Source organism: Streptomyces sp. NPDC002671 (genome assembly GCF_053592475.1).
Genome location: NZ_JBSFVU010000083.1, coordinates 1 through 13,216 on the forward strand (window position 1 = coordinate 1; position 13,216 = coordinate 13,216).

12 protein-coding genes and 2 pseudogenes are annotated in these 13,216 nt (G+C 67.9%); 7 read left to right on the top strand and 7 right to left on the bottom strand.

The genetic code is table 11. The features are described from left to right. Nucleotides 1-684 (top strand): IS701 family transposase (locus tag ACWD35_RS43005; RefSeq protein ID WP_451356782.1); only part of this gene is annotated, 684 nt, incomplete at its 5' end. Between the two features lie 154 nt (nt 685-838). Then, entirely contained in the window at nt 839-1,360 is a 522-nt protein-coding gene (locus ACWD35_RS43010) for a hypothetical protein (RefSeq protein WP_451356783.1), read from the top strand. A gap of 293 nt (nt 1,361-1,653) precedes the next feature. Here ACWD35_RS43010 and ACWD35_RS43015 read toward each other — a convergent pair whose 3' ends face one another. From ACWD35_RS43015 to ACWD35_RS43025, 3 genes and pseudogenes are all read right to left on the bottom strand, one after another. Further along, nucleotides 1,654-2,730, bottom strand: coding sequence for a hypothetical protein (locus tag ACWD35_RS43015; protein ID WP_451356784.1), 1,077 nt, complete (start codon nt 2,728-2,730; stop codon nt 1,654-1,656). 391 nt (nt 2,731-3,121) lie between these two features. Beyond that, nucleotides 3,122-3,487: pseudogene (locus ACWD35_RS43020) on the bottom strand (transposase); the annotation flags it as partial. Between the two features lie 190 nt (nt 3,488-3,677). Next, nucleotides 3,678-4,514 carry an NAD(P)H-binding protein gene (locus ACWD35_RS43025; protein WP_451356785.1) on the bottom strand — a complete coding sequence of 279 codons (837 nt, stop codon included), beginning with the start codon at nt 4,512-4,514 and terminating at the stop codon, nt 3,678-3,680. Between the two features lie 82 nt (nt 4,515-4,596). On the opposite strand from ACWD35_RS43025, the gene ACWD35_RS43030 reads away from it, so the two are divergent. Continuing rightward, complete coding sequence (locus tag ACWD35_RS43030; protein ID WP_451356786.1) at nt 4,597-5,556, top strand: AraC family transcriptional regulator; 960 nt, start codon at nt 4,597-4,599, stop codon at nt 5,554-5,556. Nucleotides 5,557-5,725: 169 nt separating this feature from the next. Beyond that, a pseudogene (locus tag ACWD35_RS43035) lies at nt 5,726-5,824 on the top strand (telomere-protecting terminal protein Tpg); the annotation flags it as partial. 372 nt (nt 5,825-6,196) lie between these two features. Here the strand turns inward: ACWD35_RS43035 and ACWD35_RS43040 are convergent. Further along, the gene (locus ACWD35_RS43040; protein WP_451356787.1) at nt 6,197-6,838 is read right to left on the bottom strand and encodes a uridine kinase family protein; all 642 of its coding nucleotides are present in this window, start codon (nt 6,836-6,838) and stop codon (nt 6,197-6,199) included. 138 nt (nt 6,839-6,976) lie between these two features. Between ACWD35_RS43040 and ACWD35_RS43045 the strand changes: the two genes are divergently transcribed. Then, entirely contained in the window at nt 6,977-7,276 is a 300-nt protein-coding gene (locus ACWD35_RS43045) for a hypothetical protein (RefSeq protein WP_451356793.1), read from the top strand. On the opposite strand, the gene ACWD35_RS43050 is transcribed toward ACWD35_RS43045, so the two are convergent. Then, entirely contained in the window at nt 7,273-8,097 is an 825-nt protein-coding gene (locus tag ACWD35_RS43050) for a hypothetical protein (protein ID WP_451356788.1), read from the bottom strand. The two genes, ACWD35_RS43045 and ACWD35_RS43050, sit on opposite strands and share 4 nt — an antisense overlap. 189 nt (nt 8,098-8,286) lie before the next feature. On the opposite strand from ACWD35_RS43050, the gene ACWD35_RS43055 reads away from it, so the two are divergent. Continuing rightward, entirely contained in the window at nt 8,287-9,684 is a 1,398-nt protein-coding gene (locus ACWD35_RS43055; protein WP_451356789.1) for a phospholipase D-like domain-containing protein, read from the top strand. 69 nt (nt 9,685-9,753) lie between these two features. Here the strand turns inward: ACWD35_RS43055 and ACWD35_RS43060 are convergent, their stop codons facing one another. Further along, the gene (locus ACWD35_RS43060; RefSeq protein ID WP_451356790.1) at nt 9,754-11,268 is read right to left on the bottom strand and encodes a UvrD-helicase domain-containing protein; all 1,515 of its coding nucleotides are present in this window, start codon (nt 11,266-11,268) and stop codon (nt 9,754-9,756) included. Nucleotides 11,269-11,765: 497 nt separating this feature from the next. Here ACWD35_RS43060 and ACWD35_RS43065 point away from each other — a divergent pair, with 497 nt between their 5' ends. Then, the gene (locus tag ACWD35_RS43065; protein WP_451356791.1) at nt 11,766-12,203 is read left to right on the top strand and encodes an HIT family protein; all 438 of its coding nucleotides are present in this window, start codon (nt 11,766-11,768) and stop codon (nt 12,201-12,203) included. Between the two features lie 434 nt (nt 12,204-12,637). On the opposite strand, the gene ACWD35_RS43070 is transcribed toward ACWD35_RS43065, so the two are convergent. After that, nucleotides 12,638-12,925 carry a hypothetical protein gene (locus tag ACWD35_RS43070; protein WP_451356792.1) on the bottom strand — a complete coding sequence of 96 codons (288 nt, stop codon included), beginning with the start codon at nt 12,923-12,925 and terminating at the stop codon, nt 12,638-12,640. Between the last annotated feature and the right edge of the window lie 291 nt (nt 12,926-13,216).

A 13,216-nucleotide genomic window follows, 5' to 3' on the forward strand; every position in this document is an offset into this window, starting at 1 on the left:
GCAGCCCTCCCGGCGCGCGGCATCGGCTATGTCCTGGCCGTGGCCTGCTCGACACGGGCGAGGATCAACCACGGCCGTACGCCCGCCCGCGCCGATACCCTCGCCGGCCGCCTGCCCGCCACGGCCTGGCACCGCCAAAGCGCCGGATACGGAGCGAAAGGCCCCCGGTGCTACGACTGGGCCTGGATCCACATCGGCACCGGCAGCCATCGGCACCTGCTCATCCGACGCAACCGGTCCACCGGCGAACTCGCTTTCTACCTGTGCTGGTCACCCGTCGAAGTGCCCCTGTCCGAACTGGTCTGCGTCGCCGGTGCCCGCTGGAGCGTCGAGGAGTGCTTCCAGGCCGCCAAGAGCCAGGTCGGACTCGACCACTACCAGGTCCGCAACTGGACCTCATGGCACCGGCACATCACGCTTGCCATGCTCGCCCTGGCCTTCCTGACCGCCCTCGCCGCCGACGCGACGCCCGAACCGCCCGCAGATACGCACCACTTCGCCCGCAGCCGCGATCCGATCACGCTGACCGTCCCGGAAATCCGCCACCTACTCGCCGCCGTCTTCAACCCACCAGCCGTAACAGCGACCAAGCTGCTGCACTGGTCCAACTGGCGCCGACGCCACCAAGCAACAGCTCGACGCAGCCACTACCGACGCCGAATCGCCAGCGAGCCAGCTGGATAGATCACGAAACGCACTGGAGTACCAGGTGATCGGGTCCGGGTCGCCGGGCGGGCGCGTGCGACCCGAGGCGGACGGACAGCTCCTGCTGGGGCATGATCCATTTGCGACCGGAGGCCGACGCGGCGAGGCCGGCACTGCGGCCATGATCGTCGCCATGCCAATGTTCTCAGCCCTGCAGACCCTGCCCGATGTCCCGCGCTGGGCGCGCAACGCAGCGCGCCTGGCGGTCCTGACGCCGCTGCCGTCCAGCCTATGGCGGCTCCCGATGGCCTGGGGCTGGATGATGGGCTTCGGGCCGGAGGCCAAAAGGACGCTCCACGTGCCCGGCTGGGGGTCGCTCTACATCGTGGGCCTGACGGTGTTCTCGGAGGTCTTCGCCTTCCTGACGCTCGGCCTGGTGCAGTCCTGGGGCGAGGTCTGGCCGCGCTGGGTGCCGGGCCTGCGCGGCCGCCCGGTGCCGGTCCCGGCCGCAGTGATCCCCGCCCTGGTTGGAGCCGGCCTGGTCATGGTGTACTCCGCGGGCCTGATCCACAACATGTTCGTCAATCCGGACCCCGATGCTCCCCACGGCATCTCCGTCGTGGTCCTGAACCTCTGCTACGCGCCCATCATCCTCTGGGGGCCGCTGCTTCTGGCAGTCACCGTGCATTACTGGCGCCGCCGACGCCGGACGTGACCCGCCGGTCGCGGCCCGCACTCAGGCACGGTCGAAGCGCACAGATCACAAACTCGCACTGGAGTACTAGCGCAGTCGGCTCGCTCCACCCGACGGTGCGGGGGAGACGCAAGGGCTCCGGGGCGGAACCGCCCACTCTCCCTCTCTTCACCTCAAATGATCATGAAACGGACGCCCATCGACTACGCCGAAGCCCTGCCTCCAGCAGCTGCCGGACGATCTCCGCGATACGGCGAGTTGTGCACTCAGATCCACCCCGGGTCCGCCTCGGGCGGCACCAGCGGCCTGTCGGGTCAGCCGGTGCTGTTGATGCCCAGTCGGAGGCCCTTCGTTCCCAGTCCTGTCGGACCGTAGGGGATATGACGATTCACCGGCTGACTGCGTCCCGGCCCTTCGGTCTCCGTGTCGCTCCGGTCGGTGTGGTACCTGGGTGAGAACTCTTCCCAGGTTTTCGTGGCGTCCGCGCAGATTTTGAAGTCTTCGTATGCTTCTACGCACGTCTGGTCTTCTTCGGTTGCCAGCAGTTCCCCCAGGGCCGTGATCAGGTGGGCGTAGTTATCGTCGATCATGGCGGTCAGCTCGTCATGATTGAGCTCGTGTGCTGCAAGTGCGTTCCACTCACGGGAGTCTGACTCCTTGTCGAGTGAATACCTGTCGTTGACCAGCATTGTGTCGAGTTGCAGCCAGTGCATGTAGTTGTGGAGTTTCAAGGCACCGAATTTTTCGGATGGGAGCCCGTACAGACACCACCGGATATAATGCACAGGAACGATGCCCATGGTCACACTTTTCACCCTGCTGTACAGAATCTCGCTCCGTTTGATCTTGCCTTGCAGCAGGCTTCCGGCGAGAAACTCCCGGACTACGTCCGCGAATCCTTCGTGAGCGCCAGGGATCTCGCTCCTGATGTATTCCATGAATGCGTGCACCACCAGGTTTGCCCTGCCGTCGTCGAGCAGCCGCACCAGATCCAGCCTGTGACGGTGGTCGTCGATGTAGAAAATCAGCAGCATGGCATGGTTCAGCGTGGCCAGCGTGCTGAAATCCCGCACTTTCGGGAAGGACATGACGGTCAGGTGCGTCTGGTCCTTCAAGTGCTTCGGGTTGAGGTGCCGCGTGACAGGGAACCTGCGGCAGTACCAGCCGAAAAAAGTTTCAAGGAAGTCGCCATCCTCCGACGCGACATAGCGCAGTGCGTCAGTGCCGGTCGGAGGATGCACTACTTTTCCGACCATCCTGCTGGCATTCCAGAACGCCGTCGTCCATTGTTGGTGGGACTTCAGGTCGTGGCCAGGTGTTCCGTTGGCTCCTGTCACACGGAAGCGCGGGATTGCGACTTCGTGGAGAACGTTCGCGACCTCAGGCCTCATCGTGGCGAGTCTCCCTCGCTTGCAAGGGTATGAATACATTGTGCTTTCAGCTCTGAGACGGTCCCATTCAGCTAAGGCGAATGACCGATCGAGTGACACCTTTCCCGGGGGCGGTGGTCTGTACGCGCCATGTCCCTCGCATGAGGTTGCCGAAACGATTTTCTCGCCTACCTGTTCAAATCCCCCGCATCTGCCCCTCGGCGTCCTGAACTGACCGGGGGAGCTCGCACTGGAAAGTCCAATCACCTAATACTCCAGTGCGACTTCGTGATCTATCCGGTTAAGCGGTCGGCGAGTCGTCGCTGGTAGTGGCTGCGGCGGGCGGTGCCTGATGGCATCTGTGCCAGTTCGACCAGTGCAGCAGCCTGCGCGGGGAAGTGCGTGGCGGGTTCAGCAGGACGCCGATGCTGTTCTCGATCCGGCCCGCGGTGCCGGTGTACTGCCGCTGCACGCCTGCCGAAGCGGCGCCCTTCTTCAGAAAGCCTGTCTCGTCGACGATCAGCACGCCGCTGTCGGCGCCGAGGTGCTCCAGGACGTAGGCGCGGATGTCGTCGCGGACCGCGTCGGCGTCCCAGCGGGCGCTTCGCAGCAACCGCTGCATCGCCCCAGGGCGGGCATGGCCGGCCTGTTCGGCCAGCCGCCAGCAGTTTTTCCGCTCAACGCCGGACAGCAGCCCGAGCACGAACGCGCAGGCCGTGGCACGCGGCTCCACCCGCCTGAACCGACCCGCGATCCGGGCCATAGCCTTGTTGAACATCGCCCGTCAACGGGCGGCGTCTATGCCGTGACCCACGGCAACCGCACGATCATCAGGAGTCCACACAACCCTTGATGATCACGCAGTGGCCGTTTCCCGTTCGCTCCGGGGGGCCGGCGCAAGATCGCGAAGTCACGCCGGAGTGCTGGCGTCGCCACCGGCCGCTGGGCGGGCCCGGTGGCCCGTCGGGTCAGCTCCAGCGACCTGCGGCGGCGGCCTCGACGACGTAGTCCTCGAACGATCGGGGCTGTCGGCCGAGTGCCCGCTCCACACCGTCGGAGACGCCCGCGCCCCGGCCGTCGCGGATGTCCACGAGCAGGCCGGTGAGCAGACGAGCGACGTCGGCAGGCACGCCTTCGGCGACCATGCGGTCCACGAAGACGTCGGGGTCGACGTCGAGGTGACGGACCGTCCGGCCGGTGGCGGCGGCGATCAGGTCAGTCGCCTCGCCGAAGCCGATCGCCCGCGGGCCGGTCAGCTGGTAGGTCTGTCCGCTGTGGCGGTCCTCGGTCAGCGCCGCGGCGGCGACCTCGGCGATGTCCTCGGCGTCGACGAACGGCGTGCGCCCGTCACCGGTGGGCAGGGCGAGGCTTCCGGCCAGGACGCCCGACAGCCAGAAGGACTCGCTGAAGTTTTGCGCGAACCAGTCGGGTTGCAGGATGGTCCAGTCGACGCAGGAGTCGCGGACGGCCTGTTCGGCGGACTTGAGCGGGTGGCCGTCGTCGGCCCGGCCGACGCCGTGGGCGGAGAGCAGCACCAGGCGCCGCACGCCGGCGGCGACCGCGTCGGCCACCAAGCGCGGGATGCGCGCCTGCCGGTCCACGCCTGACTGCAGGTTCGGCTCCACAAGGTAGACGGCGGCGGCGCCATCGAGGGCGGGCGCCCACGTCGCCGGGTCGTCCAGGTCGAAGTGGACGTCGCCGCCGGTGCGGGACGCCGTACGGACCGGCCGGCCCTCGGCCATCAGGCGGCGGGCGATGCGGCGGCCGGTCTTGCCAGTGCCGCCGAGGACAAGGATGTTCTTCATGCCCTCCAGACAACCCCCGTACAGGCAGACGGTCCATGGGAGATCATCGCCAATCCCTTTGTGATCGTCTAGCGTGGCCGACATGGACGTCCTGAGCGATCTGCTGCACCGGGCCCGAGCCAGGAACGCACAGATCCGGCGGCTGATCCAGCGGCCACCATGGTCGATGACCTTCGCCGACGCCCCTACGCTCACGGTCGTGGCCACCCTCGGCGGCCACGCGTCAGTCCGGCTCGACGACGACCCGCAGCCCACGCCGGTGCGGTTGGCCGCCGGGGACATCGCCCTCATCAGCAGCACCAACCGGTACACGATCGCCGACGCCCCGGACACCCCACCGCAGGTGGTGATCCGCGGCGGAAAGAAGCACGTCATCGACAGCGGGACGGCGGCCCGGCAGAACCTGGGACCCCGCACGTTCGGTGACGGACTGCCCGGTGCCACCACCCTGCTCCGGGGTGCCTACGAACTCCGCGGCGACGTGGGCGAACGCCTGCTGGACATGCTCCCACCGCTGGCTGTCGTGCCCGCCGGGCCGCGCACCCAGGCGGCGCTGGACCTGCTCGCCGCCGAGGTAGCCCACGACGAGCCCGGCCAGGACGCCGTCCTGAACCGGCTACTGGACCTCGTACTGGTGCTGGCGCTGCGCGCCTGGTGCGCCCGGCCGCAGGCCCAACTCCCCTCCTGGTACCAGGCACTGGCCACCCCGTACGTCGGCGACGCGCTACGCCTGCTGCACGAGGCCCCGGCGCACCGATGGACGGTCGCCGAACTGGCCGCGCATGTCGGCCAGTCCCGGGCCACCTTCGCCGCGCGCTTCACCCGCGTGGTCGGCGAGCCGCCGCTCACATACCTCACCGGCTGGCGGATGGCCCTGGCGGCGGATCTGCTGCGCGACACGGAGGAGACCGTCGCCGCGGTGGCGCGCGAGGTGGGGTACGGGGACGCGTTCGCGTTCAGTGTGGCCTTCAAGCGGGCGCGCGGGGTCAGCCCGTCGAACTGGCGGCGGCAGGTGCGATCGGGATGGCCGGTCAGGTCATGACGGATGATCGTACGGGCCGGCGAGCCATCGTCAAGCGCTGTCCACGAGGCGAACGGCATCGGCCCCGTCGACCGGACCGTCCCACAGATGCGCCACCTGGTCAATGCCTTGCTGACCCCTCAGCTGAATAGATCACGAAGTCGCACTGGAGTACTAACCCGTCGGACACGCCTTCAAGGAGGTCTACTTCCAGGACAGCAGCCGCCGCGCCGGGCAGCTGGAGGAGGTCCGCTTCACGGACATCGAGCACATCGAGTTCGACCTGTAGCAGCCGCGCCCCGAACAGCCTGCGAGCCCGGACCAGTTGGTCCGGGCTTGCTCGCGTATCCGCGGGGGGGTGCCTCTATGTCCTTCATCAAGGCTGAGTGGTCTGGGGTGGCTGTTCCGGTGGTGCGTGGTTCGTAGAAGGTGCCGTCGCGGAGCATCGCGAAGAGCACGCCCATGCGGTGCCGGGCGAAGCGGAAGAGAGCCTGGATGCGGGTCTTTCCCTGATCCCGCCATATGTCGCCCCTGCAGTTCGCCTGGCTGCAGGTGAACTGGATCGGTCGTGATCCACCTGAGAGCCCGCCGGGGCTTGGGCTGTGTTGCCGGAAGCGTGATCACGCGGCGTCCCTCGCCGGGGCCGGTGCCCCCGGGCACGTCACAGCGCGAACGCCGGGACCCCGGGGGTACGGGTCACACCGCACACCCCCCGTGCTCGCGAGGGCGCCGCGGGCGGCGGCGCGAGGGCCGACCCGATCAGCGGCATGACGGCCGCCAGCATCTCCGCCTCGCTCGCAGTCCCGTCCACGACCAGATCGGCCGCCGCCCGGGAGGGCGCGACGTGGGCTGCGTGGCGGTCCCTGCCGGTCTGCAGATAGTTGCGCAGGGACAGTCGGGGGTCCTGCCGCTGCATCTCGATCTTCCGGAGGATCTTGCGGGCCAGGCGTATGTCGTCGGGGGTGTCGACATACACCCGCCACGCCGCCCGCCGGACCACGGACGGCAGTGACAGCGCGAACAGGCCCTCGACCACGACCAGCAGCACGCCGGGGCGCAGCAGCGCCGCGTCAATGGCGTGTGTCACCGCTGTCTCGTCGATCGACCCCGGATGGTTCCAGTCTAGGACGGCGTGCCCGTCGGCACTGACCGTCCACACACCCCTCAGGGGGTCGTGCGCGGGCACGTAGTAGTCGTCCAGATGGACCAGCGCGATGCTCTCGGGACACTGCAGCGACAGGGCTTCGGCAAGGGTGGACTTGCCGGATGCGGTGCCGCCTGCGACCGCCAGTACACCCGTCATACCGGGCGCTCCTCATGTGCTCAAAGGGGATAGACGAAGCGGCCGGACGAGCCGGGTGCAGGGAATGTACGGCGGCGTGATCGTCCGTGGCAAGCGGGGAAACGCGGCCCGGTTCAGCGGAGGCCAGGGCCGCGACTGTTGGTCGACCTGCGCACCGGTCTCGGCGATGCCGCGGACCTTCAGCGTGGCGTAGCGGCCCTTGGGCGCGGGCGTGACGTCGACGCGCGGGAACGAGTAGTCGAGGCAGCGCACCTGCAACCAGGCGACCCGGGCCCCACCCGCACACCGGGAACAGCACCGACGGCCGCCGCCCTCGACGCCCTGACCAAGGCGTCTCCGGCAGGTCGTCCGGCCGAGCCGGAGGAGATCGCCGGGGCGGCCCTCTACCTCGCCAGTGAGGTGGCCACCGGGGCGGGGCACTGGCTGGCGGCTCGCTAGACCCAAATCTCGTGTTCGTTGCGGTAGTGCGGCCACGGCCGCCCAGCCTGTCGTGCGGCGAGGACGTATTTGATGCCCGCAACCCACGAGCCCGGGCGCAGCAGCTCAAGCAGGTAGCGCTCCAGCTCGGAGCGGCGCATCTGCAGCGTCCAGCCCGGCGTCATGGTCAGGCCGCCCGGCAGTGCCACGGCGCGCAGCTGTTCCTGTTGGTGGATCTCCATGACGACCTCGCCCTGCTGCAGGTCGGCCTTTCCCGGCGGGCGGACCCAGCGCGCGTCTAGGCCGGCCTGCAGCAGGCGGGTCAGCGCAGGACCGGAGGTCTCCACGGTGGCCACGGCGTAGTCGCCGATCAGACGGGCGCAGGCCACCGGATGCAGCGGGTAGTTCGCCCAGGGCACCCGCAGCGGGTCTCGGGCCGTGCTGTCGAGGCTGGTGGCGTTGATGTTGTGGTCCTCGCGGCCGGCGGCGATCCCTGCCCGTTGCAGGGCGATGTCGACTGTCTGCTGAAGGCGCTCGTTGAACTGGTTGGAGGACAGTCCTTGCTGGGAACATCCGTACTGGTCGATGACGAACAGGGCCCGGCTGCCGGGCACCTCGGTGGCGTAGACGCCCTCGTTTGCGGCCCGCTCCAGGGCCTCGCGCAGCACATCCAGGTGTGTGCGCAGCGGCAGGTTCAGGTCGTAGAGGAGTTCTGAGGTGTTGTCTCCTGACAGCGGGCCGCCATCCTGCACCGCCGCGCGGGCCTGGTTGATCCGCCGTAGTTGAGCGCTCTTGGTGTTGTTTGGGTTGGTCTTGATCTCTTCCGTGCGGGGCGGGTGCACGCCGTCCCAGACCGTGATGTCGCCGATGCGCAGGCAGTTGGTCAGGTCGTGCAGGAGCGCTCGCCCTCTCCCGCGCCCGCTTCGGCCTGATCGTCATCGGCGACGCAGGGTTCTGCCGGAGCAAGCCCGGCGCGCTGCGCGACGTCCTCGACTACATGAGCGGCCACCCCGAGGAGTGCGAGATCCGCGATGCCTACCTTTAGCCCCGACAGCCTCCTGGCAGTCCGCTTCCAAAACGCCCGCCCCGGCCTCGAACTCGTCGCCGTCATCGACGCAGCCCTGCCCATCGCCCTGGTCACCGCTGACGTCCTGGCCCAGGACAGCAAACGCCTGCCGCTGCTACAGGAATTCGTGCTGCGCCTGGTCGACAACAAGGTCGCCAGCGAGAAGACCATCGCCGGCGTCCTCGGCCTGTCCGAGCGCATGGTGGACCAGACGGTCGCCGAACTCTTCAGCTCCGACGACCTCACCTGGACCCGAACCACCCCCCGGGACAGCACCCCCACCCGGGCTCTGCGCCTGACCGACCGCGGCCGGAAGACCGCCCACGAGATGGCCGCCATCACCCCGGTCCGCGTCAACCAGCCCCTCGTCTACGACCGCATGCTGTGGAAGGCACGTCCCCACGAGCGCCGCACCGCCATCCCGAAAGGGCAGGCCCAAGACGAGCACATGATCATGCTCCCGGCCGCGCACGGCGGACCGGTCGAAGACAGCGACATCTCCGCCGCCGACATCACCGCCCTGCTCCGCGAGAGCGGCAACACCGACCGCGAAGTCCTCCAGGTCAAAGGCATCACCCAGGCCAAGGCCAAGCGAGTCATCCCGGTCAAGCTCCTGGTGTACGCCGACCCCGACCGCACCGACATCCAACTCGGCGTCGTCGTCGACGGCGAACTCAGCCACCCGCACGAACTCGCCCTCATCGCCCACGGCGGCGCCAACGCTCTCAACATCACCGTCGAACCCCCACCCGAACGCCCTGTGCTCGAACCAGAACTGGAACAGTCGCGCATCCCACTTGAGGAGGTCACCCAGAAGCGCGCCGAGCAGGCAGCATTCCAGCTTGGAGCCGCCAGCCCCGTCCCGTCGGCACCGGCACTGCCCGAGCCCGTGGCCAACGAGATCCGCGCCATCGGAGTCTTCGAGCACCCCGAGATCCTCGACGAGGCTCTCACCCAGGCACGAAGCCGCATCCTGATCATCTCGCCCTGGATCAAGAACGCGATCATCACGACGGACTTCCTCAGCAAGCTGGAGAACCGGCTCTCACGCGGCGTAAAGGTAGACATCGCCTATGGCTACGAAGAGAACGACACGAAGACCGACCCCGCCGCGGTACACAAACTGAACAACCTCGCTGCCCGGTACCGGGACAAGTTCGCCTTCACCCGCCTGAAGAGCACCCACGCCAAGGTCCTCGTCTACGACGACGTCTGGGTCACCACCAGCTTCAACTGGCTGTCCTTCAAAGGCGACCCCGACCGTACCTACCGTATGGAAGAAGGCAGTCTCGTCCGCAATCGCCAGATCGCCGACACCCACTACACGCGCTACCTCGAGCTGATCGAAGACCAACGGCGATAGAACGTCCCGGCCCTCGGGCTCTGTGCGGTCCGAGGGAACGGCTCCCTCCTGTGCCGAGCCGAGCGGCTGCTACTCGGGGCGGGGGCCCAGACGGTCCCAGGGGGACGGCTGCACCGGCGCCGGACCCGCCAGAGGTCCGGCCGATGTGCCGAGCTGTGGGAAGTTGTTGATCCAGGACAGTCCGCCCAGGTCGAGACGCTGGCGGGCCCGGGTGACAGCAACGTAGGCCAGACGCGCTTCGGCCAGGTCGATGTCGGGCATCGGGTCTCCGGCGTCTGTTTCACGCTCGGTGACCCCGGCGCCGGATCGCAGCTCGAAGTCGGTCGCGATCCGCACCGTGGGCCATTCCCGCCCCTTGGACCTGTGGGCGGTGGAGACCACCACCTGTGCGTCGTGCTCGGGGTGCAGGCTGCGTACCGCTTGCAGGACGACGTCGACACCGTGGTCCTCGATGATTTCGACCAGAGGCAGCGGTTCACCACCGGACGGGTCGGTGGTGGCGTACTCGTACAGTTCGTCCCAGGTGGTGAAGAGCACCAGTTCCGGATGGCCGGTACGACGCCCGGCCTTGAGCTGTCCGGCCGCGCGGGCGAGGTTCTCCAGTGCCTCGCCGCCGCCCACCATGGCGACGCGCTTGCCGTCGGCCAGCAGGGCGAGTACCTCGCGGATGGCGCCGGCGTTGGACCGGCACAAGACCGCGTCCGGGTCCTCCACCGGGCCGATGGTGGTGTCGAGGGCGGGCGACCCTTGAAGGCGCAGCGGGGACTCCACAATGGTTAGCCAGCGGTTGGCCTCGGTGGCGAGGGCCGGGCCGAAGCGGAAGGACTGGGTGAGGCGCAGTTGGGTGCCGTCGAAGTCGGTCATGACATCCCGGGCGCTGCGCCACCCGTAGATGGCCTGCGCCGAGTCGCCCACCATGATGAGCTGCGCGTGCGAACGCTGGGCGAGGAAGACCTCCTCCAGGACGGGGTTGGTGTCCTGGGCCTCGTCCAAGAGGAGGAAGTCGGCGGGGATGGTGGGCCTGGTGAGTGCCCAGATTTTGAGGTAGTGGTCGGGTTCGAAGCGGACGAGGCCACGCTCGGGGTTCTGGAGGTCCTCCCATGCACGCCGGGCGTAGGGCAGCACGATGCGTGCGAGGTCGCCCCGATGGTCGTCGGGCAGGCCCTTCAGCTTCGGCACGTGCCGGAGCTGGATCTCGGTGTCGGCGGAGTGGCAGAACTTCTTGACCGTCTGCAGGACGCTGTAGGAGATGGTCTTGTTCGTCAGGAGCCGCTGTCCGAGGCGGACCTGCATCGCGGGCGAGATCCCGAGGCGCTCACCGATTTTCCAGCCGGGTTCACGTGGGGCGTTGAGGCGGGCTGCGTACCGGCGCCCTGTAGTGCGCATGGCCAGTCCGTGGCCGGTCAGACAGGGAACGTTGGGTGGGAACTTGCAGGCGGCGTCATCAACGACGGGCCGGTTGTAGGCCAGGTACATGCCGCGGTGCCGGTCGGTGTGGGCGAGCATGACCAGCGTTGTGGTCTTTCCCGTCCCTGCACCGGCCTGGAGTGCGAGGTGGGCTCCGGACTGCTTGGCCTCCACCACGCCTTTCTGTTCCCGCGTTGGCCGCGGCCCCGTACGGTCCGAGCTCGCATGGGGTTGTGGGGCTCGCCTTGGTGACGTCGTGAAGGACTGTGTTGGCCCCGGCGGCGGCTTGGGCCTGCTCAACTGGTCCAGCCACGCATGGGCGAGGACGACGGCCTGTTCGATGACCTCCGAGGGTGCGCCGAGCCGACTGTCCACAACTCCCGATCCGGCGACGGCGCCTGGACCTTGGGAGGTGGCGCGGCGGGGGCGAACAGCGCCATCTGATCGTCGTGCGGCTGCTGCCGCCGACCTGACGGGGACTTGGCCATGGCACTCTCGTGGTCTCACACAACCTGTAATGTGACGAAGAGTAGCGTCTCATTACTGAGTGTCCGGCATGGTCGAGGAATGGCACGGGGAGAGTTGCCAGATGCCGGGTGAAATTCGCTCGCGCCTGGGTGCCGCTTCTGATGTTGTGAGCGGCACGAGGTACTCGGGCCTTGAGGGGGCAGGCTGTGACGGACGACGGATGCATCTTTTGTGCAATAGCGAGAGGTCAGAGGGACGCCAGCATCGTCCACGAAGATGAAGCGGTGATCGCTTTCATGGATCTCCAGCCCGTCACCCCAGGCCACTTGCTGGTCATCCCCAAGGCGCACGCGGTGGGACTGGAGGATCTTCAGGAGGACGTCGGCGTCCAGGTCTGGAAAGTGGCGCATCAGCTCGGACGCGCGCTGCGCCGGTCAGGCTTGCGATGTGAGGGTATCAACTTGTTCCTTGCGGACGGCGAAGCAGCCTTCCAGGAAGTTTTCCACGTTCACCTGCATGTCTTCCCCCGCTTCACAGGTGACCCATTTCGCATTGATGCTGACTGGCGCGTTCAGGAACGAGACCAGCTCGACAAGACGGCTGCTGCCGTCCGTGGCGGCCTCGCGGCCCTCGACGCCAGGTAACGCTGACGACCATCGCTCTCCGGGCCGGCCGAGGAAGCGCCTCCGTAGAATGTCCGGCTCGCACCGGAGCCGAACCGCCGTCACGGCGAGCCCGCGCAGCGCATCTTCGTACCCGCGCGTCCCGTGCTCGGGGTCGACGATCCCGGAGACAACGACACGTCGCGCGCCGGCCGCCCGGAACGCGGCGGTGACTGCGGCCAGGGCCCGGGCCTTGAGAGCGTGCCACTCCGGTCATCGGCAGGCCACCACGGACGAGGAGAAGACCGCCCTGTCCTCCATGCTCGACACCTGTGTCAACTGAGCCCAGCGCCCCGCCTAGCCTGACTGGCCGGGAGCATGCACGCTTCCGGCCAGTCAGGCATGACAGGCTCGGGGGCGTGTCGTTGCGGGCGGCGGTGCCGGGGCAACGCATCCGGTTATCGGGTGACGGCCCTTCAGGCGGTGCCGGCGGTGGCGACCGGCACGGCGGTGGCCACAGCCGCTGACAAGGCTGCGGGTGCCATGCGCGAGAAAGGTGGGGGCACACCGCCGTTCCCGGTCTTTGCACCGTCATTGTGGTTCCGGCCCGCCAGGGGCCGCTCGTCCTGCCAGGTGGCCAGGTGGCCAGGTGGCCAGGGTTGCTGGGCGAGGTGGCGTTGGAGATCGAGGTGGCGGAACTCGTACACCGCTCCGACCTGCCGCAGTACGCCGCGGTGCTCGTGTGCGTCCCGCAGGAACGTCATCAGATTCCATGGGACTTGGCGCCGCATTGCCAGGTAGGTCTTGGCTGTCGCCCAGCTGCCCCATGCTGTTTCAGGGAGCCCGGACACGAGCCCGAACACAAGCCCAGCCCCGAGCCCGGCCACGAGCCCGCCCGCGAGCCCGGCCGCGAGCCCGGATACGAGCCCGACTCCGAGCCCGAATACGAGTCCGACCCTTAGGACTTGCAGAGAATCAAAGTGTTGCTTCCCGCTCCGGGGCTCGTTGACGTGGTATGCGCATCCAGGATGAGACCCGCGGCCAACTCGCTGTGA

Coding starts and splice junctions, on each gene's coding strand:
- ACWD35_RS43025 (WP_451356785.1), bottom strand. CDS start 4,514: ATGAAGAACATCCTTGTCCTCGGCGGCACTGGCAAGACCGGCCGCCGC.
- ACWD35_RS43040 (WP_451356787.1), bottom strand. CDS start 6,838: ATGACGGGTGTACTGGCGGTCGCAGGCGGCACCGCATCCGGCAAGTCC.
- ACWD35_RS43015 (WP_451356784.1), bottom strand. CDS start 2,730: ATGAGGCCTGAGGTCGCGAACGTTCTCCACGAAGTCGCAATCCCGCGC.
- ACWD35_RS43055 (WP_451356789.1), top strand. CDS start 8,287: ATGCCTACCTTTAGCCCCGACAGCCTCCTGGCAGTCCGCTTCCAAAAC.
- ACWD35_RS43030 (WP_451356786.1), top strand. CDS start 4,597: ATGGACGTCCTGAGCGATCTGCTGCACCGGGCCCGAGCCAGGAACGCA.
- ACWD35_RS43010 (WP_451356783.1), top strand. CDS start 839: ATGCCAATGTTCTCAGCCCTGCAGACCCTGCCCGATGTCCCGCGCTGG.
- ACWD35_RS43070 (WP_451356792.1), bottom strand. CDS start 12,925: ATGACGTTCCTGCGGGACGCACACGAGCACCGCGGCGTACTGCGGCAG.